This is a genomic window from Enterobacter sp. MGH 4, assembly GCF_000534735.1.
GTDB classification, from domain to species: Bacteria; Pseudomonadota; Gammaproteobacteria; order Enterobacterales; family Enterobacteriaceae; genus Enterobacter; species Enterobacter intestinihominis.
Map to the genome: position 1 here is coordinate 162,451 of NZ_KI973295.1, position 19,431 is coordinate 181,881.

20 protein-coding genes are annotated in these 19,431 nt (G+C 55.4%); 15 read left to right on the plus strand and 5 right to left on the minus strand.

The annotated features are described in order from the left end of the window. Positions 1-21: 21 nt before the first annotated feature. The 3 genes from L350_RS05325 to sstT all read left to right on the plus strand — a co-directional run bounded on the left by L350_RS05325 (position 22) and on the right by sstT (position 3,755). Positions 22-1,020 carry a Gfo/Idh/MocA family protein gene (locus tag L350_RS05325; protein WP_032626364.1) on the plus strand — a complete coding sequence of 333 codons (999 nt, stop codon included), beginning with the start codon at positions 22-24 and terminating at the stop codon, positions 1,018-1,020. Between the two features lie 252 nt (positions 1,021-1,272). Next, positions 1,273-2,238 (plus strand): TerC family protein, encoded by a 966-nt coding sequence (locus L350_RS05320; protein WP_022649470.1) that lies wholly within the window; start codon positions 1,273-1,275, stop codon positions 2,236-2,238. A 275-nt stretch (positions 2,239-2,513) separates the two neighbouring features. Then, positions 2,514-3,755, plus strand: coding sequence for a serine/threonine transporter SstT (sstT, locus tag L350_RS05315; protein ID WP_023298692.1), 1,242 nt, complete (start codon positions 2,514-2,516; stop codon positions 3,753-3,755). A gap of 139 nt (positions 3,756-3,894) precedes the next feature. Here the strand turns inward: sstT and L350_RS05310 are convergent, their stop codons facing one another. Beyond that, entirely contained in the window at positions 3,895-5,382 is a 1,488-nt protein-coding gene (locus L350_RS05310) for a UxaA family hydrolase (protein WP_032626368.1), read from the minus strand. A 17-nt stretch (positions 5,383-5,399) separates the two neighbouring features. After that, a complete protein-coding gene (uxaC, locus tag L350_RS05305) occupies positions 5,400-6,812 on the minus strand; it encodes a glucuronate isomerase (protein ID WP_023298694.1) in 1,413 nt (470 codons plus the stop codon). Between the two features lie 475 nt (positions 6,813-7,287). Here uxaC and L350_RS05300 point away from each other — a divergent pair, with 475 nt between their 5' ends. The 11 genes from L350_RS05300 to L350_RS05250 all read left to right on the plus strand — a co-directional run bounded on the left by L350_RS05300 (position 7,288) and on the right by L350_RS05250 (position 14,668). Next, the gene (locus tag L350_RS05300; protein WP_022649474.1) at positions 7,288-8,586 is read left to right on the plus strand and encodes an MFS transporter; all 1,299 of its coding nucleotides are present in this window, start codon (positions 7,288-7,290) and stop codon (positions 8,584-8,586) included. Between the two features lie 196 nt (positions 8,587-8,782). Then, positions 8,783-9,559 (plus strand): transcriptional regulator ExuR, encoded by a 777-nt coding sequence (gene exuR, locus L350_RS05295; protein ID WP_023298695.1) that lies wholly within the window; start codon positions 8,783-8,785, stop codon positions 9,557-9,559. 341 nt (positions 9,560-9,900) lie between these two features. Continuing rightward, positions 9,901-10,563 carry a DedA family general envelope maintenance protein YqjA gene (gene yqjA / locus L350_RS05290; RefSeq protein ID WP_022649475.1) on the plus strand — a complete coding sequence of 221 codons (663 nt, stop codon included), beginning with the start codon at positions 9,901-9,903 and terminating at the stop codon, positions 10,561-10,563. Positions 10,564-10,565: 2 nt separating this feature from the next. Next, positions 10,566-10,949: an EnvZ/OmpR regulon moderator MzrA gene (gene mzrA, locus L350_RS05285; RefSeq protein ID WP_022649476.1), complete on the plus strand. Its 384-nt coding sequence runs from the start codon at positions 10,566-10,568 to the stop codon at positions 10,947-10,949. A gap of 143 nt (positions 10,950-11,092) precedes the next feature. Beyond that, the gene (locus L350_RS05280) at positions 11,093-11,461 is read left to right on the plus strand and encodes a DUF1090 domain-containing protein (protein WP_017382428.1); all 369 of its coding nucleotides are present in this window, start codon (positions 11,093-11,095) and stop codon (positions 11,459-11,461) included. Between the two features lie 29 nt (positions 11,462-11,490). Continuing rightward, on the plus strand, positions 11,491-11,796 hold the full coding sequence (locus L350_RS05275; RefSeq protein WP_008503141.1) for an ElaB/YgaM/YqjD family protein: 306 nt from the start codon (positions 11,491-11,493) through the stop codon (positions 11,794-11,796). Between the two features lie 2 nt (positions 11,797-11,798). Then, the gene (locus L350_RS05270) at positions 11,799-12,197 is read left to right on the plus strand and encodes a phage holin family protein (protein WP_032626371.1); all 399 of its coding nucleotides are present in this window, start codon (positions 11,799-11,801) and stop codon (positions 12,195-12,197) included. After that, positions 12,194-12,490, plus strand: coding sequence for a YqjK-like family protein (locus L350_RS05265; protein WP_022649477.1), 297 nt, complete (start codon positions 12,194-12,196; stop codon positions 12,488-12,490). Before L350_RS05270 ends, L350_RS05265 begins: the two co-directional genes overlap by 4 nt. A gap of 254 nt (positions 12,491-12,744) precedes the next feature. Next, positions 12,745-13,137, plus strand: a complete 393-nt coding sequence (locus L350_RS05260; protein ID WP_032626373.1) for a DoxX family protein — start codon at positions 12,745-12,747, stop codon at positions 13,135-13,137. A 72-nt stretch (positions 13,138-13,209) separates the two neighbouring features. Beyond that, positions 13,210-14,196: a glutathione S-transferase family protein gene (locus L350_RS05255; RefSeq protein WP_003862653.1), complete on the plus strand. Its 987-nt coding sequence runs from the start codon at positions 13,210-13,212 to the stop codon at positions 14,194-14,196. Between the two features lie 106 nt (positions 14,197-14,302). Beyond that, positions 14,303-14,668 (plus strand): DUF805 domain-containing protein, encoded by a 366-nt coding sequence (locus L350_RS05250; protein ID WP_022649479.1) that lies wholly within the window; start codon positions 14,303-14,305, stop codon positions 14,666-14,668. A gap of 47 nt (positions 14,669-14,715) precedes the next feature. Here L350_RS05250 and yhaJ read toward each other — a convergent pair whose 3' ends face one another. Then, positions 14,716-15,618, minus strand: coding sequence for a DNA-binding transcriptional regulator YhaJ (gene yhaJ, locus L350_RS05245; protein WP_022649480.1), 903 nt, complete (start codon positions 15,616-15,618; stop codon positions 14,716-14,718). A gap of 104 nt (positions 15,619-15,722) precedes the next feature. On the opposite strand from yhaJ, the gene L350_RS05240 reads away from it, so the two are divergent. After that, entirely contained in the window at positions 15,723-16,424 is a 702-nt protein-coding gene (locus L350_RS05240; protein WP_022649481.1) for a pirin family protein, read from the plus strand. Between the two features lie 94 nt (positions 16,425-16,518). On the opposite strand, the gene L350_RS05235 is transcribed toward L350_RS05240, so the two are convergent. Together L350_RS05235 and L350_RS05230 are read right to left on the minus strand one after the other, a co-directional pair. Beyond that, complete coding sequence (locus L350_RS05235) at positions 16,519-17,820, minus strand: L-cysteine desulfidase family protein (RefSeq protein ID WP_032626375.1); 1,302 nt, start codon at positions 17,818-17,820, stop codon at positions 16,519-16,521. Between the two features lie 20 nt (positions 17,821-17,840). Continuing rightward, positions 17,841-19,172: an SLC5/6 family protein gene (locus tag L350_RS05230; RefSeq protein WP_022649483.1), complete on the minus strand. Its 1,332-nt coding sequence runs from the start codon at positions 19,170-19,172 to the stop codon at positions 17,841-17,843. Between the last annotated feature and the right edge of the window lie 259 nt (positions 19,173-19,431).

Below are 19,431 nucleotides of genomic sequence, written 5' to 3' on the forward strand. Positions count from 1 at the left end.
CTACGGAGTACGTAAACGTTTATGATACGTTTCGCAGTCATCGGTACGAACTGGATCACGCGCCAGTTCGTCGACGCCGCCCACGAAACCGGCAAATATAAGCTCACCGCAGTCTATTCCCGCAGCCTTGAGCAGGCGCAAAGTTTTGCGAATGACTACCTGGTTGAACATCTGTTCACCTCGCTCGATGAGATGGCGCAAAGCGACGCCATTGACGCGGTCTATATCGCCAGCCCGAATGCTCTGCACTTCCCGCAAACGAAGCTGTTCATCAGCCATAAAAAGCATGTGATCTGCGAGAAGCCGCTGGCGTCGAATATCCACGAAGTGGAAGCCGCCATTGCGCTTGCCCGCGAAAACCAGGTGGTGCTGTTTGAAGCGTTCAAAACCGCCAGCCTGCCCAACTTCCTGCTGTTGCAGCAGTCCCTGCCGAAAATTGGCAAAGTGCGTAAAGCCTTTATCAACTACTGCCAGTATTCCTCGCGCTACCAGCGCTATCTGGACGGCGAAAACCCGAACACCTTTAACCCGGCCTTCTCGAATGGCTCGATTATGGATATCGGTTTTTACTGCCTGGCCTCTGCGGTTGCGCTGTGGGGGGAACCACACGGCGTGACGGCCACCGCCAGCCTGCTGGAGAGCGGCGTGGATGCACACGGCGTTGTGGTGCTGGACTACGGTGATTTCAGCGTGACGTTGCAGCACTCGAAGGTCAGCGACTCCGTGCTGCCAAGCGAAATTCAGGGCGAAGACGGCTCGCTGGTGATCGAAAAAATCTCCGAATGCCAGAAGCTCAGCATCGTTCCGCGCGGCGGAAAAGCGCAGGAGCTGACGCAGCCTCAGCATATTAACACTATGCTTTATGAGGCAGAGGTCTTCGCCCGTCTGGTAGAAGACAACGAAGTGAACCACCCGGGACTGGCGATCAGCCGCACCACGGCGAAGCTGCAAACGGAGATCCGCCGACAGACCGGCGTAATCTTCCCCGCAGACGGCGTGAATGTGGAAGCCGTCGCGTAAAGCTGTGTAATGAAATCGTGCAGACCATTGACGAAATCGATGGTCTGACATAATTTGTTACCTGCAAAGGGGAGTAACTTCTTCGCCGGTGGATCGTCATTACGATGCGTGCAAAACCGCATCCGGTCGCCGGGCAACCTTCGTGGTTGTAAGTGAGACCTTGCCGGAAGGCGAGGTCTATGCATAAAAAGCTAACGGCTATCGTCTTCTGACCATAGCCGTTTTTGTTTTTTTATGTGTAAGGAAAATAGTATGCATTCTGTCGGCACTCCAATGCTGTGGGGCGGATTCGCGGTTGTCGTGCTCATCATGCTGGCGATCGACCTCTTTTTGCAGGGTCGTCGCGGCGAACACGGCATGAGCGTTAAGCAAGCCGCCGTCTGGTCGCTGGTATGGGTTACCCTCTCACTTCTTTTCTGCGCCGCCTTCTGGTGGTATCTGGCCTCAACCGAAGGTCGCGCGGTGGCCGATCCTCAGGCACTCGCCTTCCTCACCGGCTATCTGATTGAAAAAGCGCTGGCGGTTGATAACGTCTTCGTCTGGCTGATGCTGTTCAGTTACTTCGCCGTGCCTGCGGCCCTGCAACGCCGCGTGCTGGTATACGGCGTGCTAGGCGCCATCATCCTGCGTACCATCATGATCTTCGCCGGTAGCTGGCTGATTACCCAGTTCGAATGGCTGCTGTACGTGTTTGGTGCGTTCCTGCTGTTCACCGGGGTCAAAATGGCGCTGGCGAAAGAAGACGATACCGGTATCGGTGATAAGCCGCTGGTGAAGTGGATCCGGGGTCATCTGCGCATGACGGACAAGATCGAGAGCGAGCATTTCTTCGTGCGTAAGAACGGCCTGCTGTTCGCCACCCCGCTGCTGCTGGTGCTGATTCTGGTCGAGCTGAGCGACGTGATTTTCGCGGTGGACAGTATCCCGGCTATCTTCGCGGTCACTACCGACCCGTTCATCGTCCTGACCTCGAACCTGTTCGCCATCCTCGGCCTGCGTGCGATGTACTTCCTGCTGGCGGGCGCGGCAGAGCGCTTCTCAATGCTGAAGTACGGTCTGTCGGTAATTCTGGTCTTTATCGGTATCAAGATGCTGATTGTTGATTTCTACCATATCCCGATCGCCATTTCGCTCGGCGTGGTGTTTGGCATTCTGCTGGTAACGCTGATTATCAATACCTGGGTTAACCGCCAGCACGATAAGAAGCAGCAGGCTTAGTGCAACGTTCGGTGCGGGCTGATGCCCTCACCCCACCCCTCTCCCACAGGGAGAGGGGGAAATGCAATGCAGGCCGGGTAAGCGCAGCGCCACCCGGCACTTTCGTTAACCAATAGTTAAAAAACATGACGCAACACGTAAAATCCAGCATTTTACGCTTCCGCCTTTCGCTGCTTTCCCTGATACTCAACCAGGCAAACAAATACTTACATCCGGATACAAATGTGACTTAGAGCACATCCAGGATGGAACGCAATTTCACTCAGGAATAACGTATGAGCACACAATCTAAGGGCCTGCTTGCGCGCCTGGCGCAGGGCAGTCTTGTAAAACAAATTCTGGTCGGGTTGGTACTGGGTATTCTGCTGGCGATGGTGTCAAAACCTGCGGCGGAAGCGACGGGACTGCTCGGCACCCTTTTCGTTGGCGCACTGAAGGCCGTCGCCCCGGTACTGGTGCTAATGCTGGTGATGGCGTCGATTGCCAACCACCAGCACGGACAAAAAACCAACATTCGCCCTATTCTGTTCCTGTATCTGCTGGGAACCTTCTCTGCTGCCTTAACGGCCGTTGTGTTTAGCTTCCTGTTCCCGTCCACGCTGCACCTGACCAGCGCGGCCGGTGATATCACCCCGCCGTCCGGGATTGTGGAAGTCCTTCGCGGCCTGCTGATGAGCATGGTCTCTAACCCCATCACCGCACTGATGAACGGAAACTACATTGGCATCCTGGTCTGGGCGATTGGTCTGGGCTTCGCGCTGCGTCATGGCAACGAGACCACGAAAAACCTGGTTAACGATTTGTCCAATGCAGTGACCTTCATGGTGAAGCTGGTGATTCGCTTTGCACCAGTCGGTATCTTTGGTCTGGTTTCTTCGACGCTGGCCACCACCGGTTTCGACGCACTGTGGGGCTACGCGCAGCTGCTGGTCGTCCTGGTCGGCTGTATGCTGCTGGTGGCGCTGGTGATCAACCCGCTGCTGGTGTTCTGGCAGATCCGCCGCAACCCGTATCCGCTGGTGCTGACCTGCCTGCGCGAGAGCGGCGTGTATGCCTTCTTCACCCGCAGCTCAGCGGCGAACATACCGGTGAACATGGCGCTGGCGGAGAAGCTGAACCTGGACCGCGATACCTATTCGGTGTCGATTCCCCTGGGTGCAACCGTGAACATGGCCGGTGCGGCGATTACCATCACCGTGCTGACGCTGGCGGCGGTGCATACGCTGGGTATTCCGGTAGATCTGCCAACCGCGCTGCTGCTGAGCGTCGTTGCATCACTGTGTGCCTGTGGCGCATCCGGCGTGGCGGGCGGCTCTCTGCTGCTGATCCCGCTGGCCTGTAACATGTTCGGTATTCCGAACGAGATTGCCATGCAGGTTGTCGCGGTCGGTTTCATTATCGGCGTATTGCAGGATTCCTGCGAAACCGCGCTGAACTCCTCTACCGACGTGCTGTTTACCGCCGCAGCCTGTCAGGCGGAAGATGCGCGTTTAGCGAAGAACGCCCTGCGCAGTTAAAAAGAAAAGCCCGGTGGCGGCTACGCCTTACCGGGCCTACAAGGTAAATGCAAAACGGCAACATGTGTTGCCGTTTTTAGTGTTTGCACCCTCTCCCTGTGGGAGAGGGCCGGGGTGAGGGCACCAGCCCGCACCCGACTTATAGCGTCACACCACTCTTAAAGATCGCCAGCTCGCGGAAGTCGTTCTTCTCGTTGCAGGTCTGCCTGCCGCTGGCAAATTCCACAATCGTGTCCACGAATTCGCTCAGCAGCTGCGGCATCGCTTTGCCGTGGATCAGCTGGCCCGCGTCAAAGTCGATCCAGTGCTTTTTCTTCGCCGCCAGTTCGCTGTTAGTGGCGATTTTCACCGTCGGCACAAACCCGCCGTACGGCGTACCGCGACCGGTACTGAACAGCACCATATGACAGCCCGCTCCCGCCAGCGCGCTGGTGGCGACCGCATCGTTGCCCGGTGCGCTGAGCAGGTTCAGGCCGTGCGTTTTCAGACGCTCACCATAGCGCAGCACGTCCACCACCTGGCTGGCGCCCGCTTTTTGGGTGCAGCCCAGGGATTTCTCTTCAAGCGTGGTGATCCCGCCCGCCTTGTTCCCCGGCGACGGGTTCTCGTATATCGGCTGGTTATGGGCGATGAAGTACTGTTTGAAGTCGTTGACCATGGTGACGGTCTTCTCAAAGGTCTCTTCGTCGCGGCAGTGGCTCATCAGAATGCGCTCTGCGCCGAACATCTCCGGCACTTCGGTCAGCACCGTAGTGCCGCCGTTGGCAATCACGTAATCCGAGAAGCGACCCAGCATTGGGTTAGCGGTAATGCCGGAAAGGCCATCAGATCCGCCGCACTCCAGGCCAAACTTCAGTTCGCTCAGCTTGCCCGGCTCGCGCTTGTCGTGACGCATCACCTCGTACAGCTGGTGCAGCTGTTCAACGCCCGCTTCCACTTCGTCGTCCTGGTGCTGACACACCATAAAGTGCACGCGCTCAGGGTCAAATTCGCCCAGCGTGTCGCGGAAGGCGTCGACCTGATTGTTCTCGCAGCCGAGGCCGATCACCAGCACCGCGCCCGCGTTCGGGTGGCGCACCATGTTTTGCAGCATGGTACGGGTATTGATGTGGTCGTCACCCAGCTGGGAGCATCCATAGGTGTGACTGAACAGATGCACACCGTCGGTGCCTTCAGCATCATTAGTCTCTTTCAGGAAACGCGTCTGAATTTGACGCGCGATCCCGTTCACGCAGCCGACAGTCGGGAGGATCCACAGCTCATTGCGGATCCCCACCTCGCCGCTGGCGCGGCGGTAGATCTGTACCTCACGATCGGCCGCCTGTCCTTCTTCTGGCTGGAAGTCAGGTTGATAGCTGTACTCGTCCAGATCGCTGAGATTGGTGCGGGTATTGTGGGAATGAATGTATTCACCCGGCGCAATATCCGCCAGCGCATGACCGATGGGCAAACCGTACTTCACCACGTTCTCCCCTTTCGCAATGGGGAACAGGGCAAACTTATGTCCACGTCCAATGGCCTGGCGTAACGTCACCGACTGGTTGTCGAAGGTCACTTCCGTCCCTTCGGCTAAATCGGCCAGCGCGACGGCAACGTTATCCAGCGAATGGATTTTGATGTATTGCATATCAACCTCAAACGGCCTTAGTTCAGTTCAATGGCGAAGTAGTCACGCGCATTGTTAAAGCAGATGTTTCTCACCATTTCGCCCAGCAGCTGGATATCCGCTGGCGCTTCGCCCGCGTGCACCCAGCGGCCAATCATCTGGCACAGAATGCGGCGGAAATATTCATGGCGGGTATAGGAGAGGAAACTGCGGCTGTCGGTCAGCATGCCAACGAAGCGGCTCAACAGGCCGAGCTGCGCCAGCTGTGTCATCTGACGCTCCATGCCGTCTTTTTGATCGTTAAACCACCAGCCGGAACCGAACTGCATCTTGCCCGGCATCCCTTCGCCCTGGAAGTTGCCGATCATGGTGCCCAGCACTTCGTTATCACGCGGGTTCAGGCAGTAGAGAATGGTTTTTGGCAGCAGGTTTTGCTCGTTCTGTTTGCTCAGCAGTTTTGACAGCTCTTCTGCCAGAGGGCGGTCGTTGATGGAGTCGAAGCCCACGTCCGCGCCCAGCAGTTTAAACTGACGCTGGTTGTTATTACGCAGCGCGCCGATATGGTACTGCTGAACCCAGCCGCGACGGGCATATTCCGCACCTAGGAACACCAGCACCGCGGTTTTAAACTGGGCGACTTCATGCTCGCTCAGGGCTTCGCCGGAGAGACGACGCGCCAGGATGCTGTCCAGCTCGGCTTCGCTGGAATCCGCGAACAGCACCACGTCCAGCGCGTGGTCAGACACTTTACAGCCGTGTGCGGCAAAGTGATCCAGACGTTTGGTCAGCGCGGATTGCAGATCGGCGAAACGACGGATATCGGTATCCGATACTTCCGCCAGCTTCGTCATGTAGTCATTAAAGGTCGGCAGCTCAATGTTGAAGGCTTTATCCGGACGCCAGCTTGGCAGCACTTTGATGTCAAAGGTGCTGTCCTTCGCGACAACCGCGTGGTGCTCCAGGGAGTCGATCGGATCGTCGGTTGTGCCCACCATCTTCACGTTCATCTGCTGCATGATGCCGCGCGCCGAGAAGCTATCCTGCCCCAGCAATTCGTTGCACTGATCCCAGATTTCATCCGCCGTGGCGGGAGAGAGCAGCTTGCCGGTGATACCAAAAGGACGACGCAGTTCGAGGTGCGTCCAGTGGTATAACGGGTTACCGATGGTGTGGGGAACGGTAGCGGCCCAGGCGTCAAACTTCTCGCGATCGGTCGCGTCGCCGGTACACAGGCGCTCGGCCACGCCGTTGGTGCGCATCGCGCGCCATTTATAATGGTCACCCTTCAGCCAGATATCATACAGGTTTTTGAAACGGTAATTTTCGGCAACCTGTTGCGGCGGTAAATGGCAGTGGTAGTCGAAAATCGGCTGATCTTTTGCGTAGTCGTGGTACAGGCGGCGAGCAAATTCGGTATCTAACAGGAAATCTTCGGTCATAAACGGTGTCATTATCGTCTTCCTCATTACGGGAGCGTCAGAAAGCTTATGTTCAGATGCTGCAAAGTTATCACACCAATTTCCAGAGTCCGACGTTTTTTTCGTGAGTTAGATCAATAAACGTCGACAAATAAATTACCCTCAAAGGGGTAAACCTTCTTGCAGGCCGCGCCAGTTCTGGCTTTGCGCACGCCTCATAATATCCCTACAAAGATTCACTCTTTTGTGATGTCACTCACCTTTTAAAGTTGTATGACAAGTTATCTTTTCGCCGTCGCAAACTATAAGCCGACGGAATGCATTACCGGTGTTTATTACATCGGATTTAACGGTACGGAAGCCGACTTAGCACGATGACTTATGGCAAGGTTCGGGCCGTTCCGGGACAGGTTCCCGGTTACGCCCCTCCCGTTACAGAACAGCTCCCGGCAACGGTTGAGTTGTTGCCGTGTCCCGACACGGAAATAACATAACGATGAGGTTTTACATGCGTAAAATTAAAGGGTTACGTTGGTACATGATCGCACTGGTGACGCTCGGCACCGTGCTGGGCTACCTGACACGTAACACCGTGGCAGCAGCGGCGCCAACGTTGATGGAAGAGTTACATATCTCCACACAACAATACTCTTACATCATTGCGGCGTATTCTGCCGCTTACACCGTAATGCAGCCTGTTGCAGGTTATGTTCTTGATATTCTGGGTACAAAAATTGGTTATGCCTTCTTCGCTGTAGCATGGGCCGTCTTCTGCGGGGCGACGGCGCTGGCTGGCAGCTGGGGCGGGCTGGCGCTGGCGCGTGGTGCGGTAGGTGCTGCCGAAGCGGCGATGATCCCTGCGGGTCTGAAAGCCAGCTCTGAATGGTTCCCGGCAAAAGAACGTTCAATCGCTGTCGGTTACTTCAACGTGGGTTCCTCCATCGGGGCGATGATTGCTCCGCCACTGGTGGTGTGGGCGATTGTGATGCACAGCTGGCAAATGGCGTTCATCATCTCCGGTGTGCTGAGTTTTGCCTGGGCCATGGCGTGGCTGATCTTCTATAAACACCCGCGCGACCAGAAAAAGCTGTCTACCGAAGAACGTGACTACATTATCAATGGTCAGGAATCTCATCATCAGACCGACAACGGCAAGAAAATGTCCGTCTGGCAGATCCTGGGTACCCGTCAGTTCTGGGGTATCGCCCTGCCACGCTTCCTGGCGGAACCGGCCTGGGGTACGTTCAACGCCTGGATCCCGCTGTTCATGTTCAAAGTCTACGGCTTTAACCTGAAAGAGATCGCGATGTTCGCCTGGATGCCAATGCTGTTTGCAGACCTGGGCTGTATCGTCGGCGGCTACCTGCCACCGCTGTTCCAGCGCTGGTTTGGCGTGAACCTGATTGTGTCCCGTAAGATGGTGGTCACCATGGGCGCCCTGCTGATGATTGGCCCTGGCATGATTGGCCTGTTCACCAGTCCTTACGTGGCTATCGCCCTGCTGTGTATCGGGGGCTTTGCTCACCAGTCTCTGTCTGGCGCGCTGATTACGCTCTCGTCCGACGTGTTTGGTCGTAACGAAGTTGCCACCGCCAACGGTCTGACCGGGATGGCCGCCTGGACCGCAAGTACCCTGTTTGCGCTGGTGGTCGGCGCGCTGGCAGACACCATCGGTTTCAGCCCGCTGTTCGCGGTACTGGCCATCTTCGACCTGCTGGGTGCAGTGGTTATCTGGACGGTGCTGAAGAGTAAATCCGCCGAGGAACTGGCGAAAGAGTCCCTTGGGGGACCGGCGACGCAGAGTTAGCTTGTTGTGCCGGGTGGCGGCTTCGCCTTACCCGGCCTACAACACCCGATAAAACCGTAGGCCGGGTAAGCGTAGCGCCACCCGGCAAAAACGTCGCAAAAGCCGCCTCCGGGCGGCTTTTTTAATGGCGAAATCTGGAGAGTGGCAAGCAAAAGTGGTATAACAAATCATTCGCCGTACCCTGCCTGGAGCGCATATGGAAATCACCGAATCACGTCGTTTATATCAACAACTTGCCGCCGAGCTGAAAGATCGCATCGAGCAAGGGGTCTATCTTGTCGGTGATAAACTTCCCGCTGAGCGTTTTATTGCGGATGAAAAAAGCGTCAGCCGTACGGTGGTCCGCGAAGCCATCATCATGCTGGAAGTTGAAGGGTATGTTGAGGTACGCAAAGGTTCCGGTATTCACGTGATTTCCAGCCAGGCGAAACACTCCCCCACGCCGGACGAAAGTCTGGAATTTGCCAGCTACGGTCCGTTTGAGCTTCTCCAGGCTCGCCAGCTGATTGAAAGCAATATCGCAGAATTCGCAGCGACGCAGGTCACCAAGCAGGACATCATGAAGCTGATGGAAATCCAGGATCATGCGCGTAAAGAAAAATGTTTCCGCGATTCCGAATGGGACCTGCAATTCCACGTCCAGGTCGCCCTTGCGACTCAAAACACAGCGCTGGCGGCAATCGTTGAAAAAATGTGGACTCAGCGCGTTCACAACCCGTACTGGAAGAAACTGCACGATCACATTGATTCCCGCACGGTAGACAACTGGTGTGACGACCACGACCAGATTCTTAAGGCCCTGATTCGTAAAGATCCGCATGCGGCGAAACTGGCAATGTGGCAGCATCTGGAGAACACTAAACAGATGCTTTTTAATGAAACGAGTGATGACTTTGAATTTAACGCTGACCGCTATCTTTTTGCTGATAATCCGGTGGTTCACCTCGATACCGCGACCAATGTCGCAAAATAACCTCCTGAACTGCTGGCAGGCGCACCGCCGCGCCTTCCGGCCAGACAGGGTAAGAAAACCTCTATAGTGTCAGCCTTTGTAAAATCTCTCGCTCCCCTCCGTGGCTTACGCCAAAATCGTGTTTCCCCTCAAATTCTGTGACGCAGAACGTCGGGCTTTGTTACAATTGGATTCACTTCGTTATTTTGTAAGTTAGTGCTTGCTAACCAGCCAATTAACAGGGAACAGTGTTGGCCACACATCATTGTGTCCGCGAGCGACCATAATGAAATCATAACAATGTCGCCGTGCTGTTTTCCCGAATGACAGGCGTGACGTTAACCGATTTCCAGGAACACTGAATGGAACTTTTGACCCAACTACTGAACGCCCTCTGGGCTCAGGATTTCGAAACGCTGGCCAACCCGTCCATGATTGGCATGCTCTACTTTGTGTTATTTATGATCCTGTTCCTTGAGAACGGTTTGCTGCCTGCTGCCTTTTTACCGGGCGACAGCCTGCTGGTGCTGGTTGGGGTGCTCTGTGCAAAAGGGGCGATGGCTTTCCCACAAACGGTTCTGCTGTTGACCATTGCCGCCAGCCTGGGTTGCTGGGTGAGTTATATTCAGGGGCGATGGCTGGGCAACACGCGAATCGTTCAGAACTGGCTTTCGCATCTTCCGGCACATTATCACCAGCGAGCGCACCACCTTTTCCATAAGCATGGGCTCTCCGCCTTGCTGATTGGCCGCTTTATCGCATTCGTACGCACCCTGCTGCCGACCATTGCGGGCTTGTCCGGCCTGAGCAGCGCGCGCTTCCAGTTCTTTAACTGGATGAGCGGCCTGCTGTGGGTTCTGATCCTGACCACGCTCGGCTACGCGCTCGGTAAAACGCCGGTCTTTATGAAATATGAAGACCAGCTGATGTCTTGCCTGATGCTGCTGCCCGTCGTCCTGCTGGTGTTTGGCCTGGTCGGTTCACTGGTCGTACTGTGGAAAAAGAAATACGGAGCCAGGGGTTAACGATGGTTATCTCCCCGCTCGCGCTGCGCCGCTTCTCTTACGCCATCGTCGCGCTAATGATGTTCAGCGCTCTCATCCTGCTATGGTCTGCCCTACAGCACCAGGAGTCGACGCTGACTATCCGTCCTGTGAGTCAAGGAACCAGCGTGCCGGATGGTTTTTCCATCTGGCATCATCTGGACGCTAACGGGATCCGCTTTAAGAGCATCACGCCGCAAGACGATGTGCTGCTGATAAAATTTGACTCCAGTGCGCAAAGCGCCGCGGCGAAAGCGGTGCTGGACCGCACGTTGCCGCAGGGTTACATCATCGCGCAACAGGATGATGACAGCCACGTAGCCTCCTGGATGTCACGGTTACGCGACACGTCGCATCGATTTGGCTAACGACTAATATTCCGAATATTTTCACCCACTTTGGTGAAACTCCCGTTTACTTACTATGCTTAAGTACGCGGAGCACCCCTCTGATGTTCTCCGCATAGTTCTGGAACACGGCTTACGCCGTAACACAATGGAAGGTTTCTATAATGAAATACCGCATCACCCTGGCTCTGGCCCTTTTTTCTTTAAGCACAGCTTCCTTCGCTATGTCTCTTTGTCAGGAGAAAGAACAGGATATTCAACGCGAAATCAGTTATGCCGAAAAGCATAACAATCAGCACCGGATCGACGGACTGAAAAAAGCGCTGAGCGAAGTGAAAGACAATTGTACGGACAGCAAGCTGCGTGCCGATCATCAGGAAAAAATCGCTGAACAGAAGGACGAGATAGCCGAGCGCCGTCAAGACCTGCAAGAAGCGAAAGAGAAAGGTGATGCGGAAAAAATTGCCAAGCGCGAGAGGAAGTTGCAAGAGGCGCAGGACGAACTGAAAGCGCTGGAAGCTCGCGATTATTGAGTTAACGGAAATCTCAACAGGAGAGAATCATGTCAAAAGATACAACTTCAGAACATCTGCGCGCTGAGCTGAAATCCCTGGCGGACACCCTGGAAGAGGTGCTGAACTCTTCTGCCGATAAATCGAAAGAAGAAGTCAGCAAACTGCGCAGCAAAGCGGAGCAGGCACTGAAAGAGAGCCGTTACCGTCTGGGTGAAACCGGTGATGCACTGGCGAAACAGACCCGCGAAGCGGCTGCGCGCGCAGACGAATATGTACGTGACAATCCATGGACAGGCGTTGGTATTGGTGCCGCAGTGGGTGTGGTGCTGGGTGTCCTGCTGACGCGTCGTTGATTATGGAAGATCCACGTCACGCACAAGGGCCTGCTAAAAACGTCCTCGGCATCGGCCAGCGTATTCTTACGACGCTGGTCGGGCTTGCCGAAACGCGCGTCCGGCTTGCGGTAGTGGAACTGGAAGAGGAGAAAGCCAATCTCTTCCAGATGCTGCTCATGCTTGGGCTTACGATGCTCTTTGCCGCGTTTGGTCTGATGAGCCTGATGGTGTTAATCATCTGGGCTATCGATCCACAGTATCGACTGAACGCGATGATTGCGACTACCGTGGTTCTGCTGGTGGCGGCGCTGATAGGCGGTATCTGGACCCTGCATAAAGCGCGCACGTCGACCTTCCTGCGCCATACGCGCCAGGAGCTGGCCAACGACCGCGCCCTGCTGGAGGATGATAAGTCGTGAGCGACAAAGCCGAACGTCAAAAGCGGAAAGCGTATCTGCTGAGCCAGATCCAGCAGCAGCGGCTGGACCTGTCCGCCAGCCGTCGCGACTGGCTGGAGCTGACCCAGCGTTACGATCGCGGCTGGAATACTCTTCTGAGCCTGCGTTCGTGGGCGCTGGTGGGTAGCAGCGTGATGGCGATCTGGACGATTCGTCATCCAAACATGCTGATTCGCTGGGCACGCCGTGGCTTTGGTGTCTGGAGCGCATGGCGTCTGGTGAAAGCAACGATTCGTCAGCAGCAGCTGCGCTAGCCTTCTCGCCGGGTGGCGCTGCGCTTACCCGGCCTACGGTAAAAAAGTAGGCCGGGTAAGGCGTAGCCGTCACCCGGCAAAATCTCTCTATGCTCCCTTACTCAATATCTTTGAAAAAGATTGACAGTTTTCCTTGCTAACAATTGCCATCCGCCCCGTTTACACTCCTCTCCATCGACAGCAAAGACGCGGTATCTACCCGAATTTGCACGCAAATAACGTTTAGCCGCTGATGTGGTTTCCTGGAGAGTAAAATGAAAAAATTAGATGATGTTGGTGTATTGGTAGCGCGTATTCTGATGCCTGTGCTGTTCATCACCGCAGGCTGGGGCAAAATTACCGGCTATGCGGGCACTCAGCAGTATATGGAAGCGATGGGCGTACCGGGTTTCCTGCTGCCACTGACCATCCTGCTTGAGTTCGGCGGCGGCCTGGCAGTGCTGTTCGGTTTCCTGACCCGCACCACGGCGCTGTTCACCGCAGGCTTTACCCTGCTGACCGCGTTCATCTTCCACAGCAACTTTGCGGAAGGCGTGAACTCTCTGATGTTCATGAAAAACCTGACCATCGCGGGTGGCTTCCTGCTGCTGGCTATCACGGGTCCGGGCGCCTACAGCATCGACCGTCTTCTGAATAAGAAGTGGTAAGCACGCTATACTGATTAAATTCAAAGCGAGGAGACATCTCCTCGCTTTTGCTATCTGACGGAGGAGTAAAAAATGGGACAACTCGTAGACGGCGTCTGGCAGGATGTCTGGTATGACACCAAATCCACCGGTGGACGCTTTAAGCGCTCTGTTTCGGCCTTCCGTAACTGGCTGACCGCCGACGGCGCACCCGGCCCGAGTGGCGAAGGGGGCTTTGCGGCGGAGAAAGATCGTTATCATCTGTATGTTTCTCTCGCCTGTCCGTGGGCGCACCGCACGCTGATTGTGCGCAAACTTAAAGGTCTCGAATCGCTAATTCCGGTTTCGGTGGTCAACCCGCTGATGCTGGAAAACGGCTGGACGTTCGACAGTGACTTCCCGGCCGCGACGGGTGATGAGCTTTATCATCACGATTTCCTGTATCAGCTTTATCTGCGCGCCGATCCGCACTACACCGGACGCGTAACGGTGCCTGTGCTGTGGGACAAGAAAAACCAGACGATCGTCAGCAATGAATCCGCTGAAATCATTCGCATGTTCAATACCGCGTTTGACGCGCACGGCGCCCGCGCCGGGGATTACTATCCGGTTGAGCTGCGCGAGAAAATTGACGAGCTGAACGGCTGGATCTACGACAACGTCAACAACGGCGTCTATAAAGCCGGTTTTGCCACCAGTCAGGAAGCGTACGACGAAGCGGTCGGCAACGTGTTTGGATCCCTGGAACGTCTGGAGCAGATCCTCGGCCAGCATCGTTATTTAACGGGCGATCGCCTCACCGAAGCAGACATCCGCCTGTGGACGACGCTGATCCGCTTCGATCCGGTGTATGTCACCCACTTCAAGTGCGACAAGCATCGCATCAGCGATTATCTGAACCTGCACGGTTTTCTGCGCGACATCTATCAGATGCCGGGTATTGCGGAGACGGTCAATTTTGACCATATTCGCACCCACTATTTCCGCAGTCATAAGACCATCAACCCAACGGGCATTATCTCCATTGGTCCGTGGCAGGATCTGGATGAACCACACGGGCGCGACGTGCGTTTCGGATAATTATTTAGGGAATCAATTGATTCTCTTTTTTAATTCACGGCATACATCTATCCTTACCTCGATCGCTTAGAAAACAAGTGATTGACTGACTAAGAGGCAAGGAAAAATGGACTGGTATTTAAAAGTACTGCGCAACTACGTTGGATTTGGTGGCCGTGCCCGCCGTAAAGAGTACTGGATGTTCGTTCTGGTGAACTTCGTCCTGATTATGGTGCTGGGTATTGTGGACAAAATCCTCGGCTGGGAACGCGAGGGGGGCGAAGGCATTCTCACCACCATTTATGGTGTGTTGGTTCTGCTGCCTTCATGGGCCGTACTGTTTCGTCGTCTCCACGACACCGATCGTTCGGCGTGGTGGCTGCTGTTGCTGTTGATCCCGCTTATCGGCTGGATCGTCATTTTGATTTTCAACTGTCAGAGCGGAACGCCGGGAGAAAACCGCTTTGGTCCGGATCCGAAGATCTGCGCATAAAAAAAAGCCCGGTGGCGCTTCGCTTACCGGGCCTACAAATTACGATTTTATTTATTATATTGCGTGAAAAGCTTCGGAATTTCGCGTAAACACCATGATTTGGCTTCGCCCATGCTGTCACGACGCCACGCCATAATAATATCCACTTCGCTGGTGTATTCCGGGCTGACAACGCGCAGCCGTCCCTCTGCAATGTCCTTTTCGACGAACGGATACGGCATGGTCGCCACGCCCAGCCCCGCCAGCAGCGCCTGACGCTTATCTTCCAGCGACGTCACCGTCAGACGCGGCTGTTTATCCAGCAACTGCACCGTTAACACCGGGCGCTCGCGCGCGGTATCCGCCACCGCCACGCCGCGGTATTTCACGCGCGTGACCTCAGAGAGCGGTTCCGGCTCCTGATGGATCGGGTGACCCGGCGCAGCGACGTAGACGTTCATCACGCTGTACAGTTTGCGCGAGTTAATTTCTGACGATGAGCGGAAATGCATATCCGGCGCAATGACGATATCCGCCCTGCCCGTCTCAAGACGCTCCCACGCCCCGGCCAGTACCTCGGTGATGATCGACAGCTGGGTATTGGCTTTCGCGGCCAGTCTGTCCACCAGCGGGAACAGCGCCTCGGTGGGCACCAGCGCTTCGGTCACTAACGTCAGATGGGTTTCCCAGCCGCGGGCCAGCGCTTCGGCATCGGTCGTCAGTTTATCCGCCGCTTCCAGCAATACGCGGCCGCGCTCCAGCAGCATCCGCCCAACGTTGGTGAATTTTGTTCGATGACCAGAGCGATCGAAGAGCACAACATCCAGCTCCTCCTCCAGCTTTTGCATGGTATAGCTCAGCGCAGACGGAACGCGCCCCAGTTCATCTGCCGCCGCGGCAAAACTGCCGCGCCTGTCAATCGCGTCCATGACGCGAAGCGCCTCAAGCGTCAATGCTCTCTCTTTAGCCATCTCGTTCTCATTCAGGAAATTTGAACATACCGGGCAGAATATCTGGCTAACAATGCAGCGTCCATACCTTTACCATTGATTTAGTGTAAAGAGAGGTCAAGTTTATGATTACGACAAGAACAGCGAAACAGTGCGGACAAGCCGATTTCGGTTGGTTGCAGGCCCGCTACACCTTTTCCTTTGGACACTACTTTGACCCTAAACTTCTCGGTTACGCTTCACTGCGCGTATTGAACCAGGAAGTGCTCGCCCCGGGCGCGTCCTTCCAGCCGCGCACATACCCGAAAGTCGATATCCTGAACCTGATCCTGGAAGGCGAGGCAGAATACCGCGATAGCGAGGGCAATCATGTCCAGGCGAAGGCTGGCGAGGCGCTGTTAATTTCCACGCAGCCGGGTATTAGCTATAGCGAGCATAACCTCAGCAAAGACAAAACGCTGACCCGCATGCAGCTGTGGCTGGATGCCTGTCCGGAGCGGGAAAATCCGCTGGTGCAAAAAATCGATCTGAAGGGCGATAAACAGCAGCTGATTGCCTCGCCAGACGGCAGCAAAGGCAGCCTGCAGTTACGCCAGCAGGTGTGGCTGCACCATATCGAACTGAAAAAAGGTGAACAGGCAAGCTTCCAGCTTCATGGCCCGCGCGCCTATCTGCAGTCCATTCACGGAACGGTGCATGCGGTGACGCACGCGGAAGAGAAAGAGGCGCTCACCTGCGGCGACGGCGCGTTTATTCGTGATGAAGCGAATATCACCCTGGTGGCGGATACGCCGCTGCGCGCGCTGCTGATTGATTTGCCGGTTTAACCCCCCCCTCACCCTAGCCCTCTCCCCAAAGGGGAGAGGGAACGATCTAGCCCCTCGCCCCTATGGGGAGAGGGGTTGGGGTGAGGGGAAATTTTTACACCTTACTCGCCATAATCTCAATAATCTGCCGGTCCGTTGCCTGCATCGAGCGGCACGCCAGCGCGCACAGGTTCGCGATCGACTGCTCCACGTCGTGCGCCACAATCCCCTCATTACCCGTCACGGCAGTATCATCCAACGCCATCATCACGGCTTTCCAGGCGCTGGTGACGCTGGTCGAGACCTTCATTGCGCAACTGTTAGACGCCCCGTCACAGATCATCCCGCTGACGTCGCCGATCATACTGCCGATCGCCATGGCAATAGTCTGGTAAGATCCGCCCATCAGCCACGCCATCCCTGCGGCGGCCCCCATTCCGGCCGTTGTCGCCGCGCACAACGCGGACAAGCGCGGAAGCTGGTAATGGATATAGATCGCCGACAGATGCGAGAGCATCAGCGCCCGCGCCAGCCGTTCGTCATCGGCCTGAACGTGCTCAGCCACCACCACTACCGGCATGGTGGCGGTGATGCCCTGATTCCCGGAACCCGAGTTGCTCATCGCCGGCAGCGTCGCGCCTCCCATGCGGGCATCCGAGGCTGCGCTGGTGCGGATAATAATGTCTGAACCCAGATCCTGCGCCATCCAGCCGCGTGCGCGCTGTTTATTGAGCGTCGCACCAATATGCAACCCCCAGTTGCCACGTAAACCTTCCCGGGAGAGCGCATCGTTCAGCCGTCCCGCATCGAGGATAAAGCGGATCGCGTCGAACGGCACCAGCTCTACAAACTCAAGGATCTGCGACAGCGTGGTGGTCGAGAGCACCTCCAGCGGATCGTCGCTGTTCTGGCTCTGATTATCGTCAAGCCTGAAGCGCGTTTCGCCCTGACAAACAACCTCCACCACGCGAGTGTGCCCGCCAGCGATGGTCACCATCGCCGAGGATTCACCGACGTAAACGCAGGCACGTGAATAGAGGATCTCATCGCACGGCTCCTGCAATTTTACCTGCACCAGACCCGCGTTCAGCAGTGCTTTGGCGCGCGTTAGCGCCTCGGACGACGCGTCTTTCAACACCTCCAGTCCGGCATGCGCGTTACCGCCTGTCGCGCCCAGCGCGGCCGCGATGGGTAAACCGACCATACCGGTACCGGGCACCGTTACGCCAAGCCCGTTTTTCATCAGGTTCGGCGATACCCACGCCTCGATACGCGTCACCTCACCGTCAAGCTGTCCGGCAGCCATCGCGCACGCCAGCGCCAGCGAGACGGGTTCGGTACAGCCCAGCGCAGGCTTTACCTCTTCCTGCACCGCGCGAATAAAATGGTTCCATAAAGGATTAATTTGCTCAGACATCGTTACGACCTTATTTAACCTCATGAGAAGGCGAGGAAAGGAGAAACACAAAGCAGCAGCCCGGTAATCACAATAATCACCAGCGATACGCCTTTATATTTATGAAGTGCGGGCACTTTGTAGACCAGCCACGCCGGAATTAAGCAGCCCACCATCCCGAAAATAGGGCTACAGATGGAAGTGAAGCTCAGCACCGGCGCGTTTAACACAATCGCGCTCCAGGCCAGCAGGATGGCGAACAGCATAATCCCGCGCTGGACGGCATTTTCATTGATTTTCTCCGCCGGCATTTTGCGGCGCAGGATGTTCATCACAATGCCCTGCGTCGCCTCACGAAAGCCGAGATAGACGCCAAAGAACGCGGTCATCACAGCGAAAATATTGAGGATTACGCTGACGATTTTGACCCAGCCCGCGCCGTCACCGCTGATAAACTGTGCTGCGATTGCCAGGGCGGAAATATTCTGCTCGTAGGCTTTTACCGCCTCGTCGTGCCCCATCGCCAGGGTGAAGGAGACAGCGTAGAAAAAGACCGTCACAAACAGCACGCCAAAGGCGATATTCATTGCCCGCAGCGCTTTATGACGCGCCACCTCAACGGATTTTTCCCTTGAACGATAGGAAATCACCATCGGGCTTAATGTCTGAATAAACAGAATGGAGGTTAAGGTGAAAGGCAGCGTAATAATGGCGTTTTTAATCAGCAGCCCCATTGGCGGCAGCATGCCGACGTTGGCTAAATGCCAGAGGCCAATCATCGAAAGCCCCAGCGCCGCCACCACAAATAATTTGGTCAGCACCATCAGGCTCGAGACTTTAAACAGCAGCTTTTCACCGCGCGACGAAATGGCGACCAGAATGCAGATCAGGAATAAGCCGTAGAACGGATTTTCCGAGAGCAAACCGTCGGTTACGCCGAAGGTGTGTAAATAGGATGCGCTGTCGTTGGTAATGGCCGTCGAATAGACAAACATCCAGATCACCAGCATCACGAAATAAAGTGCACCCAATAAGATGCCCCAGTTTTTGCCTAAATATCCGCTAATAACGCTCGGATAGTCTTTACATTCCGGTGATTCCGCCAGCGTATTAATAAACAGGCGCTGGAACAGGTACATGGCCGGATAACCAATTATCGACGAGAGTAAAAATACCCATAGCCCCATTAATCCAACCTGCACCGGAAGAAAAACAATGCCCGCGCCGATAGCCATCCCAATACTCATGATGACCCAGCCCGTATCGGTGCTGTCGAATTTAATCGCCTCTCGCCATTCGCTTTCGCTCATTCCCGCCCGCCTTGCCGCAGGGGAATCACTCACAATCACACTGCTGTTTGTTGCCATATTCATTGGGCACTCGCTTATTTTGTAGGGTAACGATTTGTTTTTATAAGGTTCCGATCGCCAGCGATTGCGAGTCAGAGGGTGCAGGTGTGAGTTATTGGTATGGGGAGATCATATCCGGAGCGCGGGAGAAAAAAGTCACAACTTTTATAGGGATTTCCTTAGGCGAGAGGAAAATATTACTTCGGGATAGCAGAAAAGAGAGCGAGTTTTCTAAAATTGACGGTGTTCACAAAATTAAAAGCCTCCTCATCTGAGGAGGCTG